The sequence below is a fragment of the Pedobacter sp. 05L430 genome, from assembly GCF_056397585.1.
On record NZ_JBFTNT010000006.1, the window covers coordinates 15793 to 42127 of the forward strand.

General features: G+C 37.7%; 26 protein-coding genes and 2 tRNA genes. 19 read left to right on the forward strand and 9 right to left on the reverse strand.

Annotated elements, in window-relative coordinates; all coding sequences use genetic code 11:
• From AC1DG9_RS02925 to AC1DG9_RS02940, 4 genes are all read right to left on the reverse strand, one after another.
• Positions 1-1548 carry a PspC domain-containing protein gene (locus tag AC1DG9_RS02925; RefSeq protein WP_477634293.1) on the reverse strand — a complete coding sequence of 516 codons (1548 nt, stop codon included), beginning with the start codon at positions 1546-1548 and terminating at the stop codon, positions 1-3.
• On the reverse strand, positions 1548-1913 hold the full coding sequence (locus tag AC1DG9_RS02930; protein ID WP_048907523.1) for a PadR family transcriptional regulator: 366 nt from the start codon (positions 1911-1913) through the stop codon (positions 1548-1550). The genes AC1DG9_RS02925 and AC1DG9_RS02930 overlap by 1 nt, the downstream gene beginning before the upstream one ends.
• Positions 1914-2319: 406 nt before the next feature.
• The gene (locus AC1DG9_RS02935; protein ID WP_172661598.1) at positions 2320-3462 is read right to left on the reverse strand and encodes a putative sensor domain DACNV-containing protein; all 1143 of its coding nucleotides are present in this window, start codon (positions 3460-3462) and stop codon (positions 2320-2322) included.
• A gap of 23 nt (positions 3463-3485) precedes the next feature.
• On the reverse strand, positions 3486-5765 hold the full coding sequence (locus tag AC1DG9_RS02940) for a TonB-dependent receptor (protein WP_337717241.1): 2280 nt from the start codon (positions 5763-5765) through the stop codon (positions 3486-3488).
• 121 nt (positions 5766-5886) lie between these two features.
• On the opposite strand from AC1DG9_RS02940, the gene AC1DG9_RS02945 reads away from it, so the two are divergent.
• From AC1DG9_RS02945 to AC1DG9_RS02955, 3 genes are read left to right on the forward strand one after another with little or no spacing between them, the layout of a single operon-like run.
• Positions 5887-6555, forward strand: coding sequence for a metal-dependent transcriptional regulator (locus AC1DG9_RS02945; RefSeq protein WP_172661600.1), 669 nt, complete (start codon positions 5887-5889; stop codon positions 6553-6555).
• A gap of 10 nt (positions 6556-6565) precedes the next feature.
• Positions 6566-7852 (forward strand): DUF2130 domain-containing protein, encoded by a 1287-nt coding sequence (locus AC1DG9_RS02950; RefSeq protein WP_288881952.1) that lies wholly within the window; start codon positions 6566-6568, stop codon positions 7850-7852.
• 9 nt (positions 7853-7861) lie between these two features.
• A complete protein-coding gene (locus tag AC1DG9_RS02955) occupies positions 7862-8170 on the forward strand; it encodes a hypothetical protein (protein WP_337717243.1) in 309 nt (102 codons plus the stop codon).
• Between the two features lie 6 nt (positions 8171-8176).
• On the opposite strand, the gene rlmF is transcribed toward AC1DG9_RS02955, so the two are convergent.
• On the reverse strand, positions 8177-9121 hold the full coding sequence (gene rlmF, locus AC1DG9_RS02960) for a 23S rRNA (adenine(1618)-N(6))-methyltransferase RlmF (RefSeq protein ID WP_337717245.1): 945 nt from the start codon (positions 9119-9121) through the stop codon (positions 8177-8179).
• 103 nt (positions 9122-9224) lie between these two features.
• Here rlmF and AC1DG9_RS02965 point away from each other — a divergent pair, with 103 nt between their 5' ends.
• The 5 genes from AC1DG9_RS02965 (at position 9225) to AC1DG9_RS02985 (ending at position 12343) form a co-directional block, all read left to right on the forward strand.
• A complete protein-coding gene (locus AC1DG9_RS02965) occupies positions 9225-9572 on the forward strand; it encodes a diacylglycerol kinase family protein (protein WP_172661604.1) in 348 nt (115 codons plus the stop codon).
• Positions 9573-9575: 3 nt separating this feature from the next.
• Positions 9576-10301 carry a DNA repair protein RecO gene (recO, locus tag AC1DG9_RS02970; protein ID WP_172661605.1) on the forward strand — a complete coding sequence of 242 codons (726 nt, stop codon included), beginning with the start codon at positions 9576-9578 and terminating at the stop codon, positions 10299-10301.
• A gap of 114 nt (positions 10302-10415) precedes the next feature.
• Positions 10416-10493, forward strand: a tRNA-Val gene (locus tag AC1DG9_RS02975).
• A gap of 75 nt (positions 10494-10568) precedes the next feature.
• Positions 10569-10646: transfer RNA gene (locus tag AC1DG9_RS02980), tRNA-Val, on the forward strand.
• Between the two features lie 254 nt (positions 10647-10900).
• A complete protein-coding gene (locus AC1DG9_RS02985) occupies positions 10901-12343 on the forward strand; it encodes a TlpA family protein disulfide reductase (protein WP_477634294.1) in 1443 nt (480 codons plus the stop codon).
• 77 nt (positions 12344-12420) lie between these two features.
• Here AC1DG9_RS02985 and AC1DG9_RS02990 read toward each other — a convergent pair whose 3' ends face one another.
• From AC1DG9_RS02990 to AC1DG9_RS03000, 3 genes are all read right to left on the reverse strand, one after another.
• A complete protein-coding gene (locus AC1DG9_RS02990; RefSeq protein WP_288881939.1) occupies positions 12421-13608 on the reverse strand; it encodes a serine hydrolase domain-containing protein in 1188 nt (395 codons plus the stop codon).
• A 74-nt stretch (positions 13609-13682) separates the two neighbouring features.
• Positions 13683-14309, reverse strand: coding sequence for a helix-turn-helix domain-containing protein (locus tag AC1DG9_RS02995; protein WP_337717249.1), 627 nt, complete (start codon positions 14307-14309; stop codon positions 13683-13685).
• Between the two features lie 556 nt (positions 14310-14865).
• Positions 14866-15051, reverse strand: coding sequence for a hypothetical protein (locus AC1DG9_RS03000; protein WP_288881935.1), 186 nt, complete (start codon positions 15049-15051; stop codon positions 14866-14868).
• Between the two features lie 110 nt (positions 15052-15161).
• Here AC1DG9_RS03000 and AC1DG9_RS03005 point away from each other — a divergent pair, with 110 nt between their 5' ends.
• The 5 genes from AC1DG9_RS03005 (at position 15162) to AC1DG9_RS03025 (ending at position 19924) form a co-directional block, all read left to right on the forward strand.
• Positions 15162-16412 (forward strand): hypothetical protein, encoded by a 1251-nt coding sequence (locus tag AC1DG9_RS03005; RefSeq protein WP_477634295.1) that lies wholly within the window; start codon positions 15162-15164, stop codon positions 16410-16412.
• 42 nt (positions 16413-16454) lie between these two features.
• Entirely contained in the window at positions 16455-16913 is a 459-nt protein-coding gene (locus AC1DG9_RS03010) for a lipocalin family protein (protein WP_477634296.1), read from the forward strand.
• Positions 16914-16921: 8 nt separating this feature from the next.
• Entirely contained in the window at positions 16922-17764 is an 843-nt protein-coding gene (locus AC1DG9_RS03015; protein WP_288881929.1) for a helix-turn-helix domain-containing protein, read from the forward strand.
• A 130-nt stretch (positions 17765-17894) separates the two neighbouring features.
• Entirely contained in the window at positions 17895-18497 is a 603-nt protein-coding gene (locus tag AC1DG9_RS03020; RefSeq protein ID WP_288881926.1) for an ankyrin repeat domain-containing protein, read from the forward strand.
• Between the two features lie 8 nt (positions 18498-18505).
• Entirely contained in the window at positions 18506-19924 is a 1419-nt protein-coding gene (locus AC1DG9_RS03025) for an amidohydrolase family protein (protein WP_337717252.1), read from the forward strand.
• Between the two features lie 7 nt (positions 19925-19931).
• Here AC1DG9_RS03025 and AC1DG9_RS03030 read toward each other — a convergent pair whose 3' ends face one another.
• Positions 19932-20756: an NHL repeat-containing protein gene (locus tag AC1DG9_RS03030; protein ID WP_172661613.1), complete on the reverse strand. Its 825-nt coding sequence runs from the start codon at positions 20754-20756 to the stop codon at positions 19932-19934.
• A 179-nt stretch (positions 20757-20935) separates the two neighbouring features.
• Here AC1DG9_RS03030 and AC1DG9_RS03035 point away from each other — a divergent pair, with 179 nt between their 5' ends.
• Genes AC1DG9_RS03035 through eboE form a run of 6 tightly spaced genes read left to right on the forward strand, consistent with a single transcriptional unit; the run spans position 20936 to position 26334 of the window.
• Positions 20936-21310: a transmembrane 220 family protein gene (locus tag AC1DG9_RS03035; RefSeq protein WP_172661614.1), complete on the forward strand. Its 375-nt coding sequence runs from the start codon at positions 20936-20938 to the stop codon at positions 21308-21310.
• A gap of 11 nt (positions 21311-21321) precedes the next feature.
• Entirely contained in the window at positions 21322-22032 is a 711-nt protein-coding gene (locus tag AC1DG9_RS03040) for an EboA domain-containing protein (protein ID WP_477634297.1), read from the forward strand.
• 10 nt (positions 22033-22042) lie between these two features.
• Positions 22043-23029 (forward strand): TatD family hydrolase, encoded by a 987-nt coding sequence (locus AC1DG9_RS03045; protein ID WP_172661616.1) that lies wholly within the window; start codon positions 22043-22045, stop codon positions 23027-23029.
• An 11-nt stretch (positions 23030-23040) separates the two neighbouring features.
• The gene (gene eboC / locus AC1DG9_RS03050; protein WP_288881914.1) at positions 23041-23928 is read left to right on the forward strand and encodes a UbiA-like protein EboC; all 888 of its coding nucleotides are present in this window, start codon (positions 23041-23043) and stop codon (positions 23926-23928) included.
• A 16-nt stretch (positions 23929-23944) separates the two neighbouring features.
• Complete coding sequence (locus AC1DG9_RS03055; RefSeq protein WP_288881911.1) at positions 23945-25123, forward strand: 3-dehydroquinate synthase; 1179 nt, start codon at positions 23945-23947, stop codon at positions 25121-25123.
• A gap of 2 nt (positions 25124-25125) precedes the next feature.
• Entirely contained in the window at positions 25126-26334 is a 1209-nt protein-coding gene (gene eboE, locus AC1DG9_RS03060) for a metabolite traffic protein EboE (protein ID WP_477634298.1), read from the forward strand.
• Position 26335: the final 1 nt, after the last annotated feature.

Below are 26335 nucleotides of genomic sequence, written 5' to 3' on the forward strand. Positions count from 1 at the left end.
TTATTCCCCGCTGTTTYCTGTCTCTTCGTGTTCGCATTTGATACCGGCGTCGGTCATTTTCCAAACGGTGAACTCACTGTTTGAATCATGATCACAATCCCAATAGCCATAACCATCCAGATAACGGCTAAAGTTTTTGCTTATGTTTAACCTGGTTCCAACAGGAACTTTTAATGTAAGCTCAACCTCTTGTCCGCGCCAATTACCTGCTTTAACAAATTGCAACATTGGGCTAAAGGTTAGCAAAGAATCATGTTGCAGGAAATCGTAGTGGATATTCTGCGCATTTTTTAATGCCATTTCAAAGGTTTTACCCCTCGCTTTATAATATTGGCTTAATGAGGGCTTTCCATTTTCACTTTTCTCAATATTTAACCTGATGTTTCTTGGCGCATCAAAGTTATGATCAAGATCAGTCAAAATTCTGCGTCCATTATAATTTCCTGGATCTATGCTGTAACGTAAGCTGTCTTCTTTTGTAAAGAATCTTGTTCTATCAATATTTAATGTATACGTCTGAAATGGTTTTACTTCACTCACTTGTGTAAATTCAGCACCTTCTTTAAACTCAGACCCAATTTTAACTACATAAAATGAAGTTACTGCTACTCCTGCAAGCCAGATTATCAATAGTCCAAATGAAAGTGACTTATTAACTGGTCTGCTGTTAAAAGCTACCCTAATAGAAAAAAGAACCAGCGCTAAAACCGGAATCATAAAAACCAAAAAGGCTGCAATAGCCGATGCAGTTATATACTCATGATTTATAATGTTGAGCGGGAACATCTGATAAACATTTGAATCCCACATACCTAATAAAGCTGCCAGGGCTACAATAAGGAATAAGATAATTAATGATCCAAAAGCAATAATACCAGCAGCAATAATTTTGAATATAACCTTACCGGTTCCATTAATAAAATTACCCAAAACATCAAGAAACTCAGCTATAAAGCCTCTGGACTGATGCACCAAAGGCTGCAGATAACTATTAGCAAATCCTTTTAAGTTTGCCTCCTCGCCCCTCATTGTCATTTTCTCAGCCTTAGTAACAGCCCTCGGTATCATAATCCACAATACAACGTAAGCTAATATTCCAGATCCACCCAGAAAAATTGTAGCAATAGCGATAAGTCTAACCAAGCGTGATTCTACATCAAGGTAGTGGCTCAAGCCAGAACATACACCAGCAATCATTGCCTGATCAGTATCTCGGTAAAGTTTTTTCACACTAAAATGAGGAGGGCTAGCGTACTCTTGAGTTTCCTCTTCTTCTTCTTCCGACGATTCAAAATCTTTAACTGAACCCATCTGGGCAGTAACTATCTGAACGTCCTGAATATTAATCACCTGCCTTTGCTGATTGGTCAATATTTCTGCAAACATCTCTGCAATTCTATTTTCTATATCAGTTACAATTTCAAAATCATCTGCATTCTTCGCGAAATGCTGTTTTACTTCATTTAAGTAAACTGTAAGCATTTCATAGGCGTCCTCTTCTATATGAATGATGGAGTTGCCAATATTTATGTTGAGTGTCTTCTTCATTACTTATTAATATTTATTTGGTCGTTGGTATCATTATCTGCAACTTTCTTTGAAGTATTTATTGCGTACGACAGTTCCTGCCACGTAGCGTCGAGTTGGCTAAGTATAGATTTGCCTTTTTCTGTAAGCAAATAGTATTTTCTGGGTGGACCAGAGGTAGATTCTACCCAATTATAGCTCAACAAGCCATTATTTTTTAAGCGGGTCAGCAAAGGGTACAATGTCCCCTCAACAACAAGCAATCTTGCTGATTTCAACTCAGCTATAATATCCGAGGCGTAAATTTCACCTCTGGATATGATAAGAAGCACACAGTATTCCAGTATGCCCTTTCGCATTTGCGTTTGCGTATTTTCTGCTATCATAATACAAAGTTATATGTTTTATATAGTAATATGCAATACATAGTACTATATAAAAACAAATTTAAGGTACATCTTTCTGATTTACAGATAAATAATTTTAAAACGAAGAGTAGAATATAACTGAAAACGGAAAATATGAGTAGAGATATCAACCAAAAATCAAAGTTATTAACATTTTATCCTCTAAGCGCTAATTTGGCTCACAGTTTGCAATAATCAATACATCTACTTGAAAACCATCTATCTATGTTAACAAAAACTTTTTCCTTATTTAATATATTCGCCAGGCGAAAAGAGGAGGCACCCCCTAAAGAATTGACCAGAAAACAATGGATAGATGCAGATCGGATTGTAATGATCGTTCTATTTCTAAGTGTTATTATTGGCGCAATTATTTTTTCTTAATTTACAACAACAGCGTATCTATTCTGTGAGCCTGTACCCTATCCTGATATTCGGACCAGGTATAAATGGTAAAATGACCATCCTGAGAAGCAACTAATGCTGTAGCATCTCTTTGATCATGAACAAATTGAGCAGCTGAAAGATGCCTTGTTCCGCCTACCTTAGAAGGATGGATTACTACGGCATCACCACCGGTTATCGGTTCTGAAAAAGAAATCTCATCAACATTATCCTTTCCTTTTGCCCGTCCTATTTTGGCTCCAAAAGCCAGCAGTTCATATTGATTGCTGATAACAGTTGCTCCATCCACGGCAGTTAAACCCGCAAGATGTTCTACTTCTCTTTTCAATGCAGTTTGCCAGAAAATCTGACTAGCCTCTTTACGATCTTGTTGCAACAACTTGGATAGACCTGTAAAAGACGGCTGCACATAATATTGAATAGGTTTGATAATGGATTGCAACCAATTACTGGTTTCACCTGGCACTACCAGCAAAGTCCCCCCTCTTCCATGTGCCCTCATAGAAACAGCAAGCTGGATTAGTACATTAACAGAATCATTCCAATAAGAAGGGGCGGTAAGATCCAGCAATGATAAAAGCATTGGCGGGCAATCCGGTACACTTGTACTTTGTCCGTCAACCATTTTGACCTGGTCACCCTTAAGAACTGCAATGTTTGTAAATTTTCCAAACCCATAAATCCTTCTATGCTTAATTACAAGCAATGCAGGTTCAGAAACATCAAGTACAAAACAAAAATTAGGAATACTAACGGTAGTTCCCCAAATATAAAGTGCCCCATCCTCTTCCCAAACGCCAAGATGTATCCCCGCACGCTCTATGCCCGGTGCCAGCTTAGTTAAGGTGCCCGGATTTAAAGGCAATCTATTTTTAAATAATAATGGGTTGCCCGCTTGCTGCGGAGGTAAAAATGCCAATGATATTTTTGGAGAATGTCCTTCTTCTTTACGTAAACTTGCCCAAAAAGTCGCATCAATTATAGCTTCAACTATATCTGCTGTAGGTAAAGGTGCGAGATCGTCCTCTCCACTATCTCTGGCAGCAGCAAGATGTGCGGCAAAAATAGCCTCAACTTTAGGGGCAATAATCCGTGCTGCCTGATAGGTAGATTGATAGATCATGCCATAAAGTTAAGGTATTCGATTTATTTAATTGTATATCTAATGCCAAAAAATCCCCGTATTCCTTGATTCGGGCCGTAAACATAACTTGGATCAAAAGTAAGCCCATATGGGTTTTCAGCAGTAACCATTACCTGGCCGTTTTTGTCGAGTTCCACATGTTTATCAAAGGGATCATTAGCTCTCGCAATTATGAAAGGATTGCCTTTGTTTGGAGTCCAGTTTAATAGATTTTTTATTCCACCATATAGTTCAAATCTATTGAATCCACTAAATGTGAATTGAATATTTTGTATGCTCCAGACTGGTGAAAATTCTTTCCTTGGATCAAGATCACTTAGCAATGGTAAACGCATAGGGCTGTAAACATTTCCTGTGTAGTCAATAGCAAGATTAAATGGTTTGATTTTGTATGAAATGGCCCAGTTTCCTGAAAATTTTTCTGTAAGAATTTGCTGCTTCTTAATTCCATGTTCAAAACTGGCAACATCCTGATAAGTTGCCCCAACTATAACCTTCAGTCCGTTGTTAAAAGCCACATCAACATTAGCACTTAATCCTTTACTTACGGCATAACCATCTAAATTATCATAAATAATCTTATTAGGATCTGTATCAAAATCGCCTATGATCCTGTTGTTAAAATAAGTATAAAATGCTGAGCCTTCAATACCTAAAAAAGTCCCGTTATCTGTATATATTTTCTTTAAATAATTAAGATTTACATTATATGTCTTTTCAGGTTTAAGCTCATTCGGTATCTCTACAGTTCTGGCGCCTGTTAAGGCAGCATGATCTTCAGTAAAGATGTTTACCACTCTAAAGCCGGTCCCTGCATTTAATCTAAGAATATTATTATCATCTATGCTCCATTTATAAGCAACTCTGGGCGTAAAAATATTTCCATTAACAGAATTATAGTCATACCTAAATCCTGCAAGAAATTTATGCTTTGCGCTTAGTGTTATTTCATCCTGAATAAAAATTCCCGGGAGCCAGGTATTTTTTGCAATCTCCTGGTTAAGGCCAGTGGTTGCCGCAGTATTATCATCATAAAAAGTATACCTTAAAGCTGTCCCAAGCAAAAGATCATGATTGTGAATCTTCTTATCCCAGGTAAGTTGGGCAAACCCTATTTTCTGTTCGGCAATATAAGATGTTGTTCCATACCTGCTATCCTGATTATGTTCATTATACGAAAAAGCCAGAAATATCTTCTCTTTTACCGGCAACTGATAATTTCCAATTAATTCCCAGCGTTTGGTATAAATGCTTTCACCATAAACCTGATCTCCTCCCCTAAATGACTTGTTCCATTGCATTTCTCCTCCCCATCTGTCCTCATACATATACCTTGCGCCAAGCGTAAATATTCGTTTGTTTTTCCTTTCAAAACTCCATTTCTGGAATACAGAGATACGATCCTGAAGCGTCACATCTGTGAAGTTATCATGATTGTGATCTACCGGATTGCCATATTTAAAATAATTCACCCCTGTTAATGCGATGGCCTTTTTCCCGAGGTTGAATTTAAATCCAAGATCAGCATTGTATTCCTGATAATCGGTGGCAAAAAAATCTGCAGAGAGCAGCGGTGCATTTTCAGGCTTTTTAGTAATGATATTGATTAAGCCTCCAACTGCCTCGCTACCATATAAAGACGATGCAGGTCCTTTAACAATTTCAATCTGTTCTACCAGTGAATTCGGAATTCCTGAAAGTCCATAAACAGTCGAAAGGCTACTTACTATTGGCATTCCATCAATTAAGATCATGGTATAAGGTCCTTCAAGACCATTAATATGAATATCACCGGTATTACAAATATTGCAGTTTAGCTGTGGCCTTACTCCATTTACGTTCTGGAGCGCCTCAAAAATACTAGGTGTAGGATTCTTTTTAAAGTACCCTGGCGTATAGACTTCTACCGGAACCGGACTCTCCAATCTCTTTACTTCCTTTAAAGTTCCCGTAACTACAACCTCATCTAAATCATTTTGAAGGTTGCTGAGATCAAAATTTAAAACTGATGACTCATCATTCCTTAATGTAATGGTTTTAACCATTTTCCTAAACCCTATTGCCGATGCCTGAATCCTATAAGTGCCCGATTTAACTTTACTAAGTGTATAATTCCCCATACTATCAGTTTGAGTGATTAGTTGAGTCCCCTCTATCTTAATATTTACGAGAGCTAAGGGTAGCGCTTCAGAAATAATTTTACCACTAATGCTTCCGGTTTGGCCCATGGCATTAATAACAAACAACATAGAAAGAATTGAAAGTAAAGTTTTGCTAAACATATTTTTATATTAATCTAATAGTTAAATAATTTCAACAAAACTAATRAAGTTAGATTAGTCTAACAAATATAATTTGACATTTATTATTTTTATTTCCTTTATAAAGCGATAAGTTTGTACTATGCTATCTTATACAGAAGAAAACTATTTAAAAGCTTTATTAAAACTGAGCTTTCAGAACGAAGAAAGGCCCGAGGCAGGCACCAATGAAATGGCAGCTTATTTAGGTGTTAAACCTGCTACTGCCACAGATATGTTAAAAAAGCTGAAAGAGAAAAATCTGGTTACTTACAAAAAGTATGGCAAAATATTACTTACAGATATCGGCAGAAAAAACGGCATCGCCATTTTAAGAAAGCACAGACTCTGGGAAACATTTTTATATGAGAAACTGGATTTTAGCTGGGATGAGGTCCATGAAGTTGCTGAGCAACTGGAACATATACAATCAGCTAAATTGGTAGATAAGCTGGAAGAGTTTCTTAACTTCCCGGAATTTGATCCACATGGCGACCCAATTCCAAAAGCAAACGGGGACATGCCCGCCATTGCAAAAACGTTATTATCAGAGTTAAATGCTGGCCAAAACTGCAAAGTGGCAGCTGTTAAAGATACTTCTACTCTATTTCTTCAATATTTGGAGAAATTGAAGATAACCATTGGTACCAGGATAAAAGTACTTGAAGTGATTGCTTTTGATGGGTCATTGAATATTCAGATTGAAAACGAAGAGCCCAGAAGCGTATCTATGAAATTTGCAGAAAGTTTATTTATTAACCAACTTCCATAACACCCATTATATGTCAACCGAAATAAAATGTCCTAATTGCGCGCATACTTTTCCCATTGAAGAGGTGATGGCTGAGGAATATAAAAAAGACCTCAGAGAGAAGATGGTTACCTTTACCAAACAAAAGGAAGATGAATTTGCTAAAAAGCAAAATGAATTTCAAGCGTTGCAAAAACAGCAGGAACTTGCTTTTGAGCAGCAGCAAAAAAAACAAGCGGCAGCTTATGAGCAAAAATTAAGCGAAGAAAAAAAGCAGCTACAAACCGTGCTCGAAGAAAGCTTGCGCAAAAGTATAGCAACAGATTTCGAAAACAAGCTGCAAATACTTGATAATGCCAACAAAGAGAACGAAGAAAAATTAAAATCTGCCCGCGCTAAAGAGCTTGATTTCCTGAAAAAGGAACAGGCAATGAAGCAAAAGGAAGAAGAAATGGAGCTTCAGCTACAGCGTAAACTACAAGAGCAGCGCGCTGATATGACGGAACAGATCAGAAAGCAAGAGGCCGAAAAAAACAGCATAAAAGAGACCGAACATCAACTGAGGGTAAAAGAACTGGAGAAACAGCTCGACGATCAGAAAAAACTGGCAGAAGAGATGAAGCGTAAAGCAGAACAAGGATCTATGCAGTTACAAGGCGAAGTACAAGAACTAATTTTAGAAGAATTACTTAGAAATGCATTCCCTTTTGATCTGGTATCTGAAGTAGGTAAAGGAGTAAGAGGAGCMGACTGCGTTCATCATGTCAGAAATCAATTTGGGCAGGAATGCGGTAAAATTATCTATGAAAGTAAGCGCACTAAAGATTTCTCGATGGAATGGATTGAGAAATTAAAGAAAGACATGCGCAGTATGGGAGTTGATGTTGCAGTTATAGTTACCCAAACCTATCCAAAAGGAATGGACTGTTTCGGCGAAAAAGATGGTGTTTGGATCTGTTCGTTTGATGAAGTTAAAGCCGTTTCCTATATCCTTAGAGATGGAATTGTGAAGCTGTTCAGCGCTTCAAAATCTCAAGAAAACCGTGGAGATAAAATGCATATGCTGTATGATTATTTAACCAGCAATGAGTTCTCTGAGCAATGGAAAGCCATTAGAGAAGGTTTCATGAGCATGAAATTATCTATCCAAAGAGAACGCGATGCTATGGAAAAACTATGGAAAGCCAGAGAAAAGCAACTAGAAAAAGTACTGCTAAATGCAGCACACATCAGAGGTTCAATTGAGGGCATTGCCGGAACAGATAGTATACAGCTAAGCCTTACTGATGACGAGGACGACCCTTTATTGTTAGAATAAATCTGGCTTATGATATACGCAAAAAAGAAAGTACAACAGACTGCTCATTTGGCCGCCCAAACGGCCAAAATTATTGCAAATGTAAAAGAGCTTCAGGAAAAGAATCTAATAAGGATTGAAGGAAACGAGGTATATGTATATCCTGAAATCCTTAAGGATAAACCAACAGCATTAAATTGGATTAAATGCCTTCATCTGTATTGTATGCTAAAAAAGCGTTTTAAAGAAAGTGATTCACTTTTCTTTAAAGATTATACCACTGGAGAACAAATTGGCGCTTACAAAAACAAGAAGGCGAGCGTCACTATTTTCACTTAAATCCAGTTACAACCATCTGCTTTTGCGCCAGTTTTCTTGTTTCTCAAAATCCATAAACGTCCAGGCCACAAACCGACTGATCTTTTGTCCTTGCGCCATTTCTATTGTTCTAACTTCAAATGCGTTAAAATTCTGAATCGCTTTATAAATAAAAGGAAGGTTACCGCTCTTTGAAACTAAGGTCGAGAACCATAAACATTGATTTGCAAAAGAAGCACTCTCCTCTATCATTTTTCTAATAAATCCGACTTCCCCTCCTTCATACCAAAGCTCTGTATTTTGTCCCCCAAAATTCAGTGTTACCTCTTTGCCTTTTTGCTTACCCAAATTTTGCAATTTCCGTCTTGTGCCAGATTGAGCCTCTTCGGCAGAAGAATGAAAAGGTGGATTACACATGGTGAAATCAAACAGATCCTCTGGCTTGATAACCCCTTTAAAAATATGATGTTTATTGCTCTGTGGCCTGCAAGTTATAGCATTTGTCAGTTCCGGATTTGATGCAATAATTGCTTTAGCCGCTTTTATGGCTCCGGAATCTATTTCGCTCCCCACAAAGCTCCAACCATAGTCCTGATGACCAATAATCGGATAAACACAATTAGCACCCAATCCAATATCTAACCCTCGAACTGATTTTCGCGTTGGTATTATCCCATCATTAACAGAAGCGAGCAAATCTGCCAGATAATGCACATAATCTGCCCTACCCGGTATAGGTGGACAAAGATATCCGGCCGGAATATCCCAATACGAAATACTATAGAAATGCTTAAGAAGTGCTTTATTAAGACTTTTAACAGCCTCAGGATCAGAAAAACATATAGATTCGTCTCCATATGAATTAACTGCAACATAGTTTTTCAATTCCGGATAGCTTTTAATCAACTCGGGAAAATCGTACCTGAAGCGATGTTTATTTCGTGGATGGAGGGGTGTTTTTTCTGCTGACATTCGTATAAAAATTATCCAAAGTTAAGCGTTCTGAGTAAACAATTGGATATATTAGAAAGCATGACGTACTTTGCATGTATAATTTTTCAATTTTGAAGGTACTATGCTAAAGTTTATCAAGGGATTTGGGTATGCGTTTTCGGGTATTGGTTATGCCTTTAAAACACAGCTTAATTTTAAATTTCATATTGCGGCCCTCCTTGTAACGGCCATTGCCGGGTGGTATTTTGCATTATCTATAAATGAATGGCTTTGGATAATTGCCGCTGCCGCTATTGTTTTAATAACAGAATTGTTGAATACCGCTATAGAAGTACTTGTTGATTTGGTTTCGCCAAACTTTAATCCCAAAGCAAAGATCATTAAAGATGCAGCTGCCGGGGGTGTATTGATTGCAGCTATTGGTGCAGCTATAATTGGCTTGATCATCTTTATTCCTAAAATTTTTTAGGTCATGTTGCATAAAACCAGGGGGATTGTTTTAAAAACTACACTCTATAGTGAAAGCAGTGTAGTTGTACAAATCTTTACCGAAAAGTTTGGCATCCAATCGTACATGATCAATGGCGTTAAAAAACCCAGGGCAAAGATCAGAATGAATATGCTCCAGCCATTGCATCTTGTAGATATGGTGGTTTATCATAAAACCAATATTAGTATACAGCGTGTTTCTGAGCTCAGGCCATCTCCTGTTTTTAGTAGTATTCCTTATGATATCATAAAAAGTACAATGGCAATCTTCCTAAATGAAGTATTGTATAAGAGCATAAGACAGCAAATGGCAGATGAGCATCTATTTGATTTTATATTTAGTGCTATTTGCTGGCTCGATGAAAACAGCGAAACAAACGTAAATTTCCACCTTGCATTTTTGCTTAAACTATCAAGGTATTTGGGATTTGCGCCCAGTATGCAAACTAAAAGCGACCAGAGTTATTTTGATTTACAGGAAGGAGAATTTAAGTCGATGCTCCCTGTACACCCCCACTATTTGGAAAAATCTGATGCAATTCTCTTTATTTCCCTGTTTACTTCACCTTTTGAAAAAATAAATCAAATAAAATTAGAAAATAAAACAAGAAGATTCATTTTAGATAAAATATTGATTTACTACACTTTACACACAGCATCTTTTGGAGATATTCGTTCGCATCAAGTTTTAGAGGATGTGCTCTCTTAAAATATTACAAAAGTTTTGGAGTTTTAAATTAGAGGTGTATATTTGCACTCCCTAACAATTAGGGATTAATACAGCTTACTCAGCTGGCCTTTTAGCAAAAGAGTAGAACCAAAGGGGAGATTAGCTCAGCTGGTTCAGAGCACCTGCCTTACAAGCAGGGGGTCACTGGTTCGAACCCAGTATCTCCCACCAAAACCTAACGAGGATTCGAAGGTTATTAACAACAGCTTACTCAGCTGGTTTTTTAAACAAAAGAGTAGAACTAAGGGGAGATTAGCTCAGCTGGTTCAGAGCACCTGCCTTACAAGCAGGGGGTCACTGGTTCGAACCCAGTATCTCCCACCATAATGGACAACCTCGATAATTCCGGAGTTGTCCTTTTTTTTGGCTGTTTTAAAACTTTTGTGATATCGGCAATAAGCTTCTTTAGCGTTGCAAGGGTCAGCCGCTTTCTCCGAAATAACAATTGCTCCTTCTTTATTTGAAATTAAATTACGACATTTAATAGTCTGCATCAACCACCCTAAAATTATACTTGAAGGCAGGCAATTCGGAACAATAAACCAAACACAGATTTCGCTTCGTAATTATCGCTCTTCATGAAATTAATACCCTTCTTATGTGCTTTCTTAATCACGGCGAGCTCCTTTGCTCAAAAAACCACTAGCTTCCTGCTTAAAGGAAATGTAAAGAATTTGGATGACACCTTTTTTGAATTGGCCACTACAGGGTATTTTAACAATACTGTGAATGCTGTATTAGTAGATAAAAAAGGTAATTTTTCTAAACACATTTACATAGACGGTATTCAGGACTTTTATCTGTATCTGAATAATGATGCCATCACTGCTTTTGCTGTGCCTGGTGACACCATAGAAGTGAATTGGGATCAAAAGAATTTTAAAAACACCTTCAAAATCAATAGTCCATCGCCAGAGCKCGCTCAGGATTTGTCTATCATGATGGCGATTTATAACAAGAGAAGACAACCCTTTCTTGATTTGAATAGGAAACTGTATGAAGAAAAAGAGCTTGCAGATTCTTCTAAATACAGGTTAATTAATGACTCGTACAATGCAGAGTTAAACATCATATTTAGTGCTCCCCATACCAAATACAGCATCACTAAGACTTTTTATGATGCATACTTTAAACATGTGGGATTATTGAGGGGATTACGTGGCAACTTGTTAAATATCTATAAACTCAAAACAGACGACCGCTACTCCAGTCCTGAGTATGCTAAATTTGATCATACCTACTTATCAGAAGAAATTTTCATACAATCTGCACCTTACCGCGATTTTCTTTTTGATCAGGTCCGATTTCACCAACCTTTTAAATATTATACAGCAATAAATGGCTCAGGCTATGCTGCTTTCAATCCAGCAAAAAAAGACTATCAGTCGGGACAGGCTTTTTTAAATATCATTCCTATTAGAGACTGGTTTTCGGCAAAAGCGATCATGTTTGGTTTTGAGCACTATGATTTTAAAGATGTCAAGTCAGTTTATGATGACTACCTGGCACACGGGAGTACGCCAGCTTACCTTGATACGGTCAAAACATTTTATGACAATGCCAGAAAGTTAGCGCCCGGGCAGCCTGCGCCCGCATTTAACCTGAAAGATATGAAGGGTAACTCCGTTTCGTTAAGTGATTTTAAGGGCAAATTAGTTTACATTGATTTCTGGGGGGTATACTGTGGCCCTTGTATTGGTGATATCAAAGAAAACGGGACAAAGATGCATGAGAAATATAAAGACAAAGATGTTGTATTCTTAAACATCTGTGTGGATGAAAAAGGAAGTACCTGGACAGATAAGGTAAAGGAATTAAAACTTGATGGAGTGAACCTTGTTGCTGAGGGCTGGACCACCAATCAGGTGTGCAAGGATTACAATATCAATGCTATTCCGCATTATGTGTTAATTGATAAAGAAGGCAAAATAATCAATAATAACGCCCCGGGATTATACCAACTAGCAGGAGATGGAGCAAATGATCTGGATAAAGCTTTAAAAGTTGAAAAGAGCAAATAGTCTCAATTTAGTTCGCAAAGTACCCTCATAATAATTAAGGAGAACTCAACATACAAGCAACATATCCAGTCTTTAGATTATTTTTTTACTAGTCTTTCCCCATATTTTTTCAGGATCTTCAATATATCTGTCCTGTCTTTCAGGTAAATATTGGTCAAGAAAACAATACCAATATGATCGTTAAACAAAATATTGGTGGTAACTCCCGGATCGTCCCCGTCATGACCGATATATCCGTCGTTGTAAATATTCCAAAACACTCCTTTATTACGTGTTTGAAGGTTCATATTAGCAGGTACGGTAGCTGCCGTAAAGACAGGCTTAAACATGGTTTTAACAGACTCGTTTGCAAGTATTTTCGAATTACCATTTAGGCCACGGATCATTTCCAGGACGTATTTACTTAGGTCCAGTGCTGAAGTTCTGAGCCCCCCATCTGGATAGGTTGTTAATGTATAATATGGAAAAGCCATTTGTTTGGTGAAATAAGGAACCGAATGTTGTTTTAAATTCCTTCTAGTTAAATACCAGTCAGAATGATGCATTTTGAGAGGTCCAAAAACATATTTTTCCGTAAACGCAGGAAATGACATGCCTGACTTGACCTCAATAAGATAAGCCGCCAATGCGGACCCGACATTGCTATAACTTGCACGTTTTCCCGGTTCGCTGTCATAAAAATTTTTAGCGCTGTATAATTTTCCCGTCGGACTTAAGTAAGACTTTAAGAAAGTTTGTAGCGTTGTATCCGCGAGGTCCGACGTATATCCATGCGCTTTCATGAACTGACCTAGTATTGGATCTAAATCAGACGATTTCCTGAAACGGTAGGTCCTGTTAAACATATCCTCATTATCGATAATTCCAGAAGTGTGGGTAGTGAGGTCCTTAACTCTTATTAACTGATCCGGGCGATAAGGGTTTACCACTTTAAAAGGTAGTATCTCGTTGATATCTGTCTCCAACGTAAAATAGTTTAACTCAATCGCTTTCATTAGCGCAACCGCAACAACTGTTTTACTTACCGAGCCTATATTCTGGATGGTTTTTGGCGTAAATGTTTTTTGATTCTTAATGTCGGCGTATCCAAATCCTTTCTGATATATTGGCCCTTTATTGTTTAGAATGACCACTGCAAAACCCGGCAGATCCTTTTTATGCAGGTATTCATCAAGATGATACGTCAGCGAGTCAACAGTAGTTTGTGCAATCACAACGCCTGGAAATAATACCATAAGGAGAGGAAGAATTTTAAGAAATCTCATTGTTCTATTATTTGTTTTACACCAATTAATAGTGCAAAACTGGATAATATGTATGTGCCAATCGCCCGTCTAAGCTAAGACGCACGTGTTGAGGTACGTTGAAATTCGGAAGGAGAGATACCTGTGTTCTCTTTAAAAGCCTTGTTAAAGGTTGTTTTTGAATTAAAACCGGATTCAAGAGCTATCCCAAGAATATTGTAATGAGAATATCTCGGCTCAAGTAACATTTTTTTGCTTTCATTTACTCGATACCTATTAATGAAGGAGTAGAAGTTCTCCTTAAACTCTTCATTCAATACCTGCGAAAGATGAATAGGTTTCATTTGTAATCTATCCGCCAAAGAAGTAAGCGTAAGCTCGTTATTAAGGTATGGCTTCTCGATCTCCATTAAGTGTTTAACATGTTCAACCATTTCGGCTTTCTCCAGAACAGATAAGGTTGAATTTTTGTACCTCTTTTCCCTTTGTTTTAGTTCCGCTACCTCAAGCTCCGGCAGCATGCTTCTGTAAATGCCTTTTTGTGCTATAATATGATAACCGAGCCAATAACTGAAAATTAAAAGGCTGTACCCTGTCAGATTAAGCCAATCTTTTTCGAAACCACTTAATGTCCAGAAGACGATGACAATCAACAATAAAATCACCATTATTCTTACCCAGTTAAGGTCATTTTCCCGAGCTGTAGAGGTAAGATCCTTCAAGATTTGTTGATGCTGATTTACGAGACCATTAATGAGGAACACGTAAATTATTCCCTGGATGTTATTATAATATTTGTATAAAATTCTTAAAAAAGAACTATTGTGGTACTGTTCTATAATGGGTAATGGAAATACCCAGATTAACAGAAATATAAGAATAGGTATTAAATGAACAATATGTTTTTTCTGAAAACGGAACAAGTTTTGGGTCAGGGAAGCGATATAAAAATAGAGTGATGAGAAAGCAATAAGCAGCGAAAATTCATCCAGAAAGCGAAAGTAGTTCCCGTAGATCCCATTGAAAACCAATAAATCATATAACTGATTTAAACCAAGAGAAATGCAAAAAGACAAGAGAAAAAGGCTAGCAGTCTTGCTGCGATTTTGTCTTATCAGAAATGTGTAAAGACCGATAGAGAAAAAATTTACACAGATTATTGCAGATACAAGTGTTTCTGGATTAAGGTTGATCATTCAATGCGAATATATTAATATTCTCGGATACGATCTTTCTTTATCCCAATCATAAAATTGGATCGAAAAGCATAGAAATCAGTCATTTTGGAAAGAACATGATCAAAAAGATCCTGGATAAAATATCCCACCATAAACCTACTCCCCACAAGAATTGATTCGAAAGGGTCAGGTAGGGAACCAGTATTTTAACCCAGTTAAACACTCCTTTATCTTTAACAGTACCACATCCCAATGTGATTTCATTCAAATTACAGTATAAATCCATGTTTTTATCCGAAAAACATGGACTCAACATGGACTTTGGAATAATATAACTTATCAATTATTTAGTTGTCATTATTAGTACTTTTACTAATAATAGCGCAACTAGATGAAATGAAAAGAAAACTATCTTTAATTGAAGGGACCATGTATGCAGGCGGCCAAACAGCTGTGAATGTTGTTTCCTCTGTTACAATTAAAGGTACGGTTCAGGAATCTGAATTACATGCCTCACTATTAAAGATTCAGGCCAGGCACCCATTGCTAGGCAGTAATGTTTGGGAAGATGAGGTAGGTATCCCTTATTTTGTTGAACAGAATCCGGTTCAAAGAATCGGCCTTCGCATAGTTAACCGACAAACAGACCAGGATTGGGAAAGGGAATCTATCACAGAATGCCTTACCCCATTTAACACTAAGAATGATACTTTGGTTAGGTTGGTGTGGTTAAAATCAGAAAGTGTTTCTGACCTGATTGTTGTGGGCCATCATTGTATATGTGATGGCAGATCTATCCTGAACCTTATGGATGAAACATTGTCTTTGTTAGGCGATCCGGAAAAAGAAATAGGTGCCTATAAATCCTTTTCCTCTATACAGGATTTTATTCCTCCCGAAATCCAGGAAAGCAAGGCAAACAAATTAAAGATTCAATTATTTTCTAAAGTTGCAAAGCTTGCCTTACTTGCGGTGGCCTTTAAAAAAGAGATTAAAAGAGAAAAACCATTTTTTTTACATTGGAAACTTAGCAAAGAAGAATCTTCCCTAATTATTGAAAAATGCAAATCTGAAGGGGCTTCTGTCCACGATGCACTAAGTGTGGCATTTTTAAGAGGGTTTAAAGAAATTAAAACCATAAAATCGCATTCCAGACTTTATTGCGCAGTAGACATGCGGAAGTTCCTGCCAGAAGTTAAAAGCAATATGCTCTTTGCTTTTCCGGCAATGGTTGGGCTCAATCTTTCGAACAAAAAAACCGATGGTTTTTGGAACCAAACCCGTGAATTTAAAAATGGCCTGGCAAAAAAAATAGATGAGATGAATGTAAATACCGTATTGCTATACAGCGAGTGCCTTTTGCCTTCTTTACCAAGAATKACCAGATATGCCAAGGCTGATAAAGGAGCCCATGATTTTACCCTTTCAAACATGGGAAAAGTAAGCATAAACGAAAAATATGGTGCGCTTGAAATCGAATCTTTGCAATCCCCTTCGACAATTTTTCCGTTCGGTAATCCGACAACTCTGTTTACAACTTATTTTAAAGGTCAAATTGATTTGATATTCACATCCGATGAGCATTTTATAAAACGGGAAGATGTGTTAGCCTTAAAAGAGAGTGCATTCAGTATGATCATAAAATAATTATTTATATTTAAATAACGTTGAAACTAACGAGATCAAACCATGAAACTATTAAAATTAATCATCCTTTCCGCAGTTACATTAGCCTCCTGTTCTGGGCAGACAGAAACCAAAAAATCATCTGAGCAATCTATAAACGGAACCTGGAAACTTATATCCGCAAAAGTGATAACCAAAGGTGATACCGCAAATACTTTTCCTGTAGAAAATCAGGAGATGATTAAAGAATTTAATGATACTCATTTTTCCTTTTTCAAGCATGATGTTAACAAAGGAARGGGCAAAGGAGCTATTTTCGATGCGGGTAGTGGCACATATACGTTAAATGGAGATAAATACGAAGAACATCTTCAATACTGCAGCTTTAGAGATTGGGAAAATCTGAAATTCAGTTTTACATTAAAAATAAGTAATGATACATTGGTGCAACGTGGCATTGAAAAAATAGATAGCCTGAATGTTAATCATGAGATCGTAGAAACCTACGTTAAGTTACACTAGGATAAGGTATGTTATTACCTACGGTGGGCATCGAACAGATCTTTAAACTTCCTTACACAGGGGAAGACTTTAAGTTACTACGCCACGACCCTATTAACATGCCCTCCATTCCTCATGCGCATAAGCATGATTTTTACATGCTCCTTGTTATAGATCAGGGTAGCGGCACGCATACCATAGATTTTAAAGAGCATATCGTTCATAACAAAATGGTGTTTTTCCTTGCACCCGGGCAGGCCCACCAATGGGAGCTCTCAGAAAAAACATCTGGTTATCAGTTAATGTTTTCGCAGAAGTTTATGCTTCCCGGGAGTCTAAGGTTGCCATTTTTCAATTTGTCGTCCTCTCCTGTTCTGGCCCTTAAAAATAATCAATACCCGGATCTTGTTCAGGAGCTAGAGCAAATATTGAAGGAATTAACTACCCCCAGACAATTTGAAACTGAACTAATTCAAACCAGATTACAAATTGTATTGATTTTATTGAAAAGATGGTATTCAGACTGCTTTGATCTGCAGGACTCTACTACCGACAATCGCCTGATTAACAATTTCCTTGCACTTCTCGATAAGCATTACGCTGCGCATAGCGAGGTATCATTTTATGCTGCAGAGCTACACGTTACTGCTAATTATCTGAATCAGATTTGCAGGAAAAAATCAGGAATAACTGCCGGAGACCTTATTCGAGAGCGTATTTTGCTCGAAGCAAAAAGGATGCTAACGTTAACAAACCTTGATATTAAAGAGATTGCCTATTCTCTTGGGTTTAACGACACCTCTTATTTCTCCAGATTTTTCAGGAAAAATACGAGTGTTAGTCCTCAGCAATTTCGGAAAACAAATAATTAGTACCCTTATTATGATAATCAGTCCTATTTAGCTGAGGCTTTAAGAACTAAATTTGCATATGAATTTCCGAATCTTATCTGTCATCATCCTTACTTGCATTGCAATGAATGCTTGTTCGCAGAAAAAAAACATGGAACAAAACGAATTAGAGGTTTTCAAAATCATAGCGGCAAACGACAGCACTAAGCTATCGCAATGGCTTTCTGTAAATAAGAACGTTGAGCTGCGAAATAGCAAAGGAGAAACACCTTTAATGAATGCTACTTACAGCAATCGCATTACGCTGGCAAAAATGCTGATCGATGCCGGAGCTAATGTAAACCAGCAAGACAATATGCTAAACAGCCCTTTTCTATACGCCGGGGCTTCCGGTTATCTCGAAATACTTCAGCTTTGCTTAAAAGCGGGCGCGAACTATAAAGTGTTTAATCGGTATAATGGTACTGCGTTAATACCTGCATGCGAAAGGGGTCATATTGCAATAGTTACTGAATTACTAAAAGACAAAAACTATCCTATTGATCATATAAACAGATTAGGGTGGACAGCATTACTGGAAGCCGTTATTCTTGGTGATGGAAGCGATAAATATGTAAAAATTGTTCAGCTTCTGGTAAATGCCGGCTGCGACATTACCATTAAAGATAAAGAAGGCGTTGATGCACTTAGCCACGCCAAAAAAAGAAATTTTAAAGAAATAACAGCTGTTCTTGAAGAAGCAGCTAAGAAATAACCTTCCTAATGAAAAAATTAATATTCTCTATCCTCTTCTGTTTAGCGGCCTCTGGCGTATTCTCACAGAAAAAAGACGCTGATATAATTATCAAATCTGCAAATATCATTGATGTTAAAACAGGCAAAATAATTTCCGGAAAAGCCGTAGCTATTAAAGATGGGAAAATCATTAACGTATTTAATGAAAAGCTGATCAGCGGATACAATTCAAAACAAATATTGGATGCAAAAGGCAAGTATCTGATGCCTGGCCTTTGGGATATGCATATGCACTTTGGTGGTGGCGATTCTTTAATCAATGAAAATAAGAACCTGTTACCGCTATTTCTGGCTTATGGCATTACAACCGTACGTGATGCAGCAGCTGACATTAGCCCTAGTGTATTACAATGGAGAGATGAAATTGCAGCAGGGAAACTACTTGGTCCATCCATTTTCACCTCTGGACCTAAACTAGAAGGGTATAAATCTGTTTGGAAAGGTGATATTGAAGTTGGAAATACTAAAGAGATAGAGCAAGCCCTGGATTCTTTACAAAAAATGCGTGTCGATTTTGTTAAAATAACAGATAATACGCTAAAGCCCGATCTCTTTTTAGAAGCTATAAAACTAGCGCGTAAGCGTGGATATCGGGTGTCGGCACACATCCCAAGTGCCTTAACAATGGAACAAATAGCAAATGCAGGTTTAAGTTCTGTTGAGCATTTGGGCTATGCACTTAAAGCCGGATCAAAAGTAGAAAAAGAGATCTCAGCTGAAGTTGCAGCAGGCACCCTGAAAGGTAAGGCGTTTAACCAAAAAGTTATGGAAACTTTTGATGAAACCGCTGCCTTATCAACTTACAGAAATATGGCTAAGCATGGCATGTATGTTACGCCAACACTTTCCCTAAACTATATCCTTACCTATTTTGAGAAAGACAATCATAAAAATGACAGCTACCTGCAGTACATAGGAAAAGGTTTACAAAAAACTTATGAAGGCCGTGTAAAAAGAGTTGAGCAAGATGATGCAGAAGCTATTGCTTTCAGACATCAGCTGTTTGAAAAAACTGTAACCACACTCCCGCTTCTGGAAAAAGCAGGTGTAAAAATATTAGCCGGTACGGATGCAGGTTATCTAAATTCTTACGCTTACCCTGGTATTGGTCTCCATAAAGAATTAGAATTGCTTGTGAAATATGGTTTAAGCCCATTACAGGCTTTACAGGCATCTGTTATCAATTCACCAGATTTTCTTGGCAAAAAAGAGTATGGTAGTATTGCTGAGGGGAAAAAAGCAGATTTACTATTATTAGACGAAAATCCTTTGAGCAATATAAGTGCAACTCAAAAGATCTTCGCTGTGATAACTGCAGGCAAAGCACTTAACAGAAAGACACTTGATGATATGCTTGAACAAGTTAAGCAATTAAGTGCACAATAGAAGGAATCTATTTTAACTGGTAAGCCATTATGCTCTTCTTGTAAAAAGTAGGGATATAAACTATTTTTTTAACCGGATCGTATCCAATATCAGCAGTGTTTTTCTTTTCCAGATGCGTATCCAACAATAGTTCGGAAGTGCCATTGGCAGATACATAATAGATATAACCACCCCAACATGAGAATAAGAAATCGCCATTGCCAATTGGCTCAATTCCGTCTCCACCAAAAGGCAGCCCTGCAATCTTGATCATCTCTTTCTTTGCATTGGCCTTTAAAAGGTTCTTGCCCCCACCAGCGATATAAAGATCGTCGCCAACTGCTTTGAGTCCATTAACACCATCTATATTTTCCATATAGACAACATCTTTATTGTTAATGATCTGATGGATTCTTTTTGTCCGGGAGTCTGAAACATACACCACGCCTTTATCGCTAACCGTAACGTCATTTAAGAACTTAGATCCTTCTATTGGTATAGTCAGCTCAACTTTACTTGTAGGGATGTCGATCACTACCACATCCGTCAAATCAGCAACATACATTTTGCTGCCATGTATTGCAAGCCCTTTTGGGGAGTTAAGTCCGGTAATCCAATCCAAATTAATCACCTTTCCGTTCATATCCAGTTTGCCTACCCCACCAATTCCATCCTTATTATCGGGGCTATTTCCCATTATTGATACATACAATACTCCGGCCTTAACATCAGGCAATACAGATTCAGGCAGATTAATTATACTGTCTGTTTCCCATATTTTTTCCAGTTTGTGCTGTGCATTAACACATAGAGCCAGCAACATTACAAAAGATAAACTCAAAAAATTCTTCATAACAATTTCCTTAAAATAGAGACTTTACCAATGAAATTACATAAAAACCAACACATTGAAAGTAATATTTTTGTGTACCCTATTTCTTTTTTTACAATACGACCTTATTAAATCGAGTTAATTATCTGTTTATTTGTATTTGTTAATTAAATACACACACAAATTTAATCTTCATTGTTATGCTACTTAGCATTTTAAACTCTATTTTTTGCATCGCGTTTATACTATTTGCGTATGTAAACCTTAATGACAAAGACTCATGGCTTTGGGTGCCTATCTATATGGTGGCTTCCATTTGTTGTGGATTTGCCATTTTTAATCTTTTTTATCCCATCGTATATCTTGTTGCCATATCTTTCTATCTTATTTACGCAATCATCCTCTTTTTTGCAAAAGACGGAGTGCGCGACTGGATAATGAAGTACCGAAGCCCAAGCTTAGTTGAGAGTATGCAGGCCACCAAGCCTTATATAGAGAAAACCAGAGAGTTCTTTGGTCTTCTGATTATAAGCGGTGCACTTGCCATCAACTATTTTGTAGCTGTCAATTTATAAAAAAGAACATCATGCTTTTGATAGATATAGAAGGGATAAAAAGCCTTAATGATCTTTTTCTGCAAATCATTAAACAAAACCTTAGCAGTGATGCCTTGTTGTGGTTGGAGAATAAGATTGAATTGATTAAGACAGAAGAAAAATCAATACAATTAAACCTCGCCTTTTCGCATCTGCCACGTTTGGCCGGAAAAAAGCCGATAGAGGTGCAGACAGAGGATGAGGAAAAAATAGATGGGCTACTACCCGGTTTTTCATTAAATGGGTGGACTGCCGACAGGCTTTCTCGTGTTTGGCTATTGATGCAGGTTCCAGATGAGCATAAAGAAACCTATATCAAAAAGATAAACGGGTTGTTTATTGCCTCTGAAATGAACGAGCAAATTGCACTTTATTCTGCCTTGCCATTTTTAGCTTATGCTGAAGAATGGGTTGCCAGATGTGAGGATGGAATACGCAGCAATATTGGCACCGTATTGGAAGCCATTATGTACCACAACCCATACCCAGCTCATTTCCTTTCAGAAGGGGCATGGAACCAATTGGTGCTGAAAGCATTTTTTACAGAGAAAGACGTTAATCACATCATTGGATTAAAGGAGAGATCCAACCAGGCATTATCGGATACTTTAAGCGACTATGTACAAGAACGTTTARCCGCTCACAGAACTGTTAATCCGGAGATATACAAATTGATAGAACAAAAAAATCAGAAAATATAAATTTTGAATTATGTGCTGTAATGATAATTTTCAGGAAAGAAATGAAGGAGAAAAAATTCAAACTTCTCTTGATTTAAATGACATCAGCGGGATGAAATTTTTTGACCCGCATGTACACATGACCTCACGTACTACAGATGATTACCAGGCTATGGCCGATGCAGGTATTGTAGCTTTAATAGAGCCGGCTTTTTGGCTGGGTCAGCCGCGTACAGGAGTAGACAGTTTTACCGATTATTATAGCAGCCTTATTGGTTGGGAAAGATTCAGGTCGTCACAATTCGGTATTAAGCATTATTGCACCATAGGCTTAAACTCTCGTGAGGCCAATAACGAAAAACTGGCAGAACAAGTAATGGAAATACTTCCTCACTTTATTTTTAAAGAAGGGGTAGTTGGTATTGGCGAAATTGGTTTTGATGATCAGACTGCTGCCGAAGAAAAATATTTCCGTTTGCAATTGGAACTGGCAAAAGAATCAGGGTTGCCTGTGCAGATTCACACACCACACAGAGATAAGAAAAAAGGCACGCAACGTAGTATGGATATTGCGATAGAACATGGACTTTCTCCATATTCGGTAATTGTAGATCATAATAACGAGGAAACTGTTAAGGAAGTTCTGGACAGAGGCTTTTGGGCCGCATTTACCATTTATCCTTTTACCAAAATGGGCAATGAGCGCATGGTAGAGGTGGTAAAACAATATGGATCTGAAAGAATCATGATCAATTCAGCAGCAGACTGGGGCATTTCGGATCCACTTGCAGTACCTAAAACTGCGGCATTAATGAAAAAATCGGGAATTAGCCTTACTGATATTGAACTGGTTAGTTACAGAAATGCTATAACAGCATTTGCACAAAGTGGACAAATTGATGAGAACGATTTTATTTCAGTTAAAAACATTGATCAAAGTCAGAAATTTGAAAGCAATTCGATTTTGCGTGGCGGGCAACAACCAAGAATAGATAAAAATTCTATCATCATTTCCTAATTAGGTATACATTGAAAAAACTATTAGGATATATAAGGCTAATGCGGCCTGCAAATGTTGTTACTTCTGTTGCAGATGTACTGGCGGGCATAGCTATTTCGGGTTCCTTTTCATTAACGGGATGGAGCACTTTACAGCTACCTGTTATACTGCTTTGCATCTCAACAATAGGTTTGTACAGTGGCGGCATTATCTTTAATGATGTTTATGATGCCGATCTGGATAAGATAGAACGTCCGGAACGCCCAATCCCAAGCGGATTAGTAAGCAAAAAAGCAGCAACTATTTTTGGCGCAGTATTCTTCTTTATAGGAATTGCGGCAGCCAACCTTTTTGGCACCACAACATCAGTACTTGCAGTGTCTATTATGATTGCATGCCTTACTTATAACAGATGGGCTAAACATCATTCCATATTAGGCCCACTAAATATGGGGTTATGTCGTGGATTAAACCTATTGCTAGGCGTAAGTATTATTAGCTCTCAGGTGCAACAATGGTGGTTTTTAGCCCTTGTACCTATTATCTATATTGCGTCTATTACCATGATTAGCAGAGGTGAAGTACACGGAGGAAGTAAAAATATGCTTTATTTTGCTGCGATACTTTACGCTATTGTAATTGCCAGCATTCTTTTTTTCGCCACCACAAAAGGCGATATACGCATCACATTGGCATTTATTGTACCTTTTGCTTTAATGATATTTATACCGCTGTTAAAAGCCATACAAAATCCAATAGGGCCAAATATAGGTAAGGCAGTAAAAGCAGGTGTTATTGCATTAATATTAATGAATGCTGCCTGGGCTAGCGTCTTTGCCGACTGGAAAGTAGCCCTATCAATTGTTATTTTATTACCATTATCAATATTACTAAGTAAAGCATTCGCTGTTACTTAGTCAGGAATTTTCAACTATGAGTTATTTAGAACAGTCGTTTAGTGTAAAATTTGAGTATAAAATATACTTCACTGCTTCGCTATTTGATACAGGCAATCCTATCTTGGCAAACTTCTTTAAGGAGAAGCCTTCAGAGGCCTTGCGCAAAATATTTTTCGTACTGGACAAGGGTGTTGCCGATGCTCATCCTGACCTTGTACCATCAATTAAGGCTTACTTTGAGCAACATAAAGATGTGGAGCTGATTAAGGACATCATGATTGTTCCGGGCGGAGAAGCATCAAAAAATGACACTGCACTTTTTGACCAACTGGTTGAAGCAGTGAATGTTTATGGAATTGACAGGCATTCGTACATTGCTGCCATTGGAGGGGGCGCCGTACTTGATCTTGTTGGTTATGCGGCTGCAGTTTCGCACCGCGGTATTAAACATATCCGTATCCCTACAACTGTACTCTCGCAAAACGACTCTGGTATTGGTGTTAAAAATGGCATCAATTACAATGGTAAAAAGAACTTTCTTGGCACTTTTGCACCGCCATCGGCAGTATTTAACGATGACCAGTTTTTGCTTACGTTAAGTGACAGAGATTGGCGTTCGGGTATTTCTGAAGCAGTAAAAGTTGCCCTTATCAAAGATCCTGAATTCTTTTACTGGATTGAAGATAATGCGGCACAACTGGTTGCACGGGATATGGATACGATGAATTACCTGATCAAACGTTGTGCTCAATTGCATTTAAACCATATTGCCGGTGATGATCCATTTGAAACAGGATCGGCCAGGCCACTAGATTTTGGCCACTGGAGTGCACATAAACTAGAGCAGCTAAGTAACTTCAGCGTTTTACATGGTGAAGCTGTGGCAATGGGTATTGCTTTAGATAGCACCTATTCTTTCCTGACAGGAATGCTAACAGAAGAAAAATTACAGCGCATATTAAGTGTACTGATTCACCTGTCTTTTGACATTTCTAATCCATTTATCCAGATTAACGATTCTGAATCTCCAATACTTCGTGGATTGGCAGAATTTCAGGAACATCTTGGCGGCAAACTTACCATTACCCTGCTTACTGATTTGGGTACTGGGAAAGAGGTACATCAGATGGATCACCAGTTATTGATGGAAGCGAGCAACTATGTTTTAAACTTTACCAGTACACACGCTGGTTTACCTATAAGCAACCAATAATAATGAAAGTCAACACTGGCCATTTAACCTATTGCACAAACATACATCCGGGCAAAAACTGGGATGATGATTTTAAAGCGTTACAAGAGAATTTCCCTGTGATCAAACAATCTGTTTCACCAAACGGACCACTTGGACTAGGACTTAGATTGTCAAATATCTCTAGTCTTGAATTGATTAAAGAAGATGCTTTGGCTGAATTTAAGCAGTGGCTTAAGGAAAATGCCGCTTATGTTTTTACCATGAATGGTTTCCCTTACGGAGAATTTCACCGCACAGTGGTTAAAGAAGATGTACATACACCTGACTGGACAACAGACGCGCGCAGAGAATATACTATCAGACTTTTTAATATACTCCAATCTCTATTACCTGAAGGTATGAATGGGGGGATTTCAACATCGCCACTTAGTTACAGGCACTGGTTTAAAACTGCTGACGATTTTGCACAGGCAAAACGCACTGCTACCTTGAATGTAATAGCGGTTATAAAAGAACTGATTAGAATTAGCGAGCAAACTGGTAAAATTATGCACCTTGATCTGGAACCTGAGCCTGATGGCATACTTGAAACCGGAAGGGAATTTATAGATTGGTTTGAGAATGATTTGCTGCCACTTGGCATTCCGGCAATTGAAAGTTCATTTAATGTTGCTGGCATTGAAGCCGAATCATTAATTAAAAAACACCTTTGCCTTTGCTATGATGTTTGTCACTTTGCTATAGGCTATGAAGCTCATGATGAGGTTCTAAAAGAACTTGAAGCAAAAGGCATTAAAGTAGGCAAAATACAGATCAGTGCTGCTTTAAAAGCAAATCTTGATAAATCAGAAGCAGATAGAGAAATCATAAAGAACAGCTTTCAGACGTTTAATGAGCCAACCTATCTGCATCAGGTAGTTGCCTTAAAGAAAGATGGTGGGCTGATTCGTTATTCGGACCTTACTCCTGCTCTTGAAGACTTTGAAAATCAGGAAGCCACGCAATGGAGGGCACATTTCCATGTACCAATATCAATTAAAGAGATCGGATTATTACAATCTACTCAGGATGATATTACCACTGTTCTGGAACTTCAAAAGAATGCCCCTTTTACTGACCATCTGGAAGTAGAAACCTATRCCTGGGAAGTATTACCGGAGCAATTAAAATTACCGATTGCCCAATCTATCAGTAATGAACTGAACTGGGTAATTAAAACAAATGTTTAAG

What these genes read in the sequence shown, in the direction of transcription:
- AC1DG9_RS02945 (WP_172661600.1), top strand. Translation starts at nt 5,887, where the DNA reads ATGCTATCTTATACAGAAGAAAACTATTTAAAAGCTTTATTAAAACTG.
- AC1DG9_RS03000 (WP_288881935.1), bottom strand. Translation starts at nt 15,051, where the DNA reads ATGGATTTATACTGTAATTTGAATGAAATCACATTGGGATGTGGTACT.
- AC1DG9_RS02955 (WP_337717243.1), top strand. Translation starts at nt 7,862, where the DNA reads ATGATATACGCAAAAAAGAAAGTACAACAGACTGCTCATTTGGCCGCC.
- AC1DG9_RS03030 (WP_172661613.1), bottom strand. Translation starts at nt 20,756, where the DNA reads ATGAAGAATTTTTTGAGTTTATCTTTTGTAATGTTGCTGGCTCTATGT.
- AC1DG9_RS02965 (WP_172661604.1), top strand. Translation starts at nt 9,225, where the DNA reads ATGCTAAAGTTTATCAAGGGATTTGGGTATGCGTTTTCGGGTATTGGT.
- AC1DG9_RS02935 (WP_172661598.1), bottom strand. Translation starts at nt 3,462, where the DNA reads ATGATCTATCAATCTACCTATCAGGCAGCACGGATTATTGCCCCTAAA.
- AC1DG9_RS03025 (WP_337717252.1), top strand. Translation starts at nt 18,506, where the DNA reads ATGAAAAAATTAATATTCTCTATCCTCTTCTGTTTAGCGGCCTCTGGC.
- rlmF (WP_337717245.1), bottom strand. Translation starts at nt 9,121, where the DNA reads ATGTCAGCAGAAAAAACACCCCTCCATCCACGAAATAAACATCGCTTC.
- AC1DG9_RS03055 (WP_288881911.1), top strand. Translation starts at nt 23,945, where the DNA reads ATGAGTTATTTAGAACAGTCGTTTAGTGTAAAATTTGAGTATAAAATA.
- AC1DG9_RS03045 (WP_172661616.1), top strand. Translation starts at nt 22,043, where the DNA reads ATGTGCTGTAATGATAATTTTCAGGAAAGAAATGAAGGAGAAAAAATT.
- recO (WP_172661605.1), top strand. Translation starts at nt 9,576, where the DNA reads ATGTTGCATAAAACCAGGGGGATTGTTTTAAAAACTACACTCTATAGT.
- AC1DG9_RS02930 (WP_048907523.1), bottom strand. Translation starts at nt 1,913, where the DNA reads ATGATAGCAGAAAATACGCAAACGCAAATGCGAAAGGGCATACTGGAA.
- AC1DG9_RS03035 (WP_172661614.1), top strand. Translation starts at nt 20,936, where the DNA reads ATGCTACTTAGCATTTTAAACTCTATTTTTTGCATCGCGTTTATACTA.
- AC1DG9_RS02940 (WP_337717241.1), bottom strand. Translation starts at nt 5,765, where the DNA reads ATGTTTAGCAAAACTTTACTTTCAATTCTTTCTATGTTGTTTGTTATT.
- AC1DG9_RS03020 (WP_288881926.1), top strand. Translation starts at nt 17,895, where the DNA reads ATGGAACAAAACGAATTAGAGGTTTTCAAAATCATAGCGGCAAACGAC.
- AC1DG9_RS03015 (WP_288881929.1), top strand. Translation starts at nt 16,922, where the DNA reads ATGTTATTACCTACGGTGGGCATCGAACAGATCTTTAAACTTCCTTAC.
- AC1DG9_RS02990 (WP_288881939.1), bottom strand. Translation starts at nt 13,608, where the DNA reads ATGAGATTTCTTAAAATTCTTCCTCTCCTTATGGTATTATTTCCAGGC.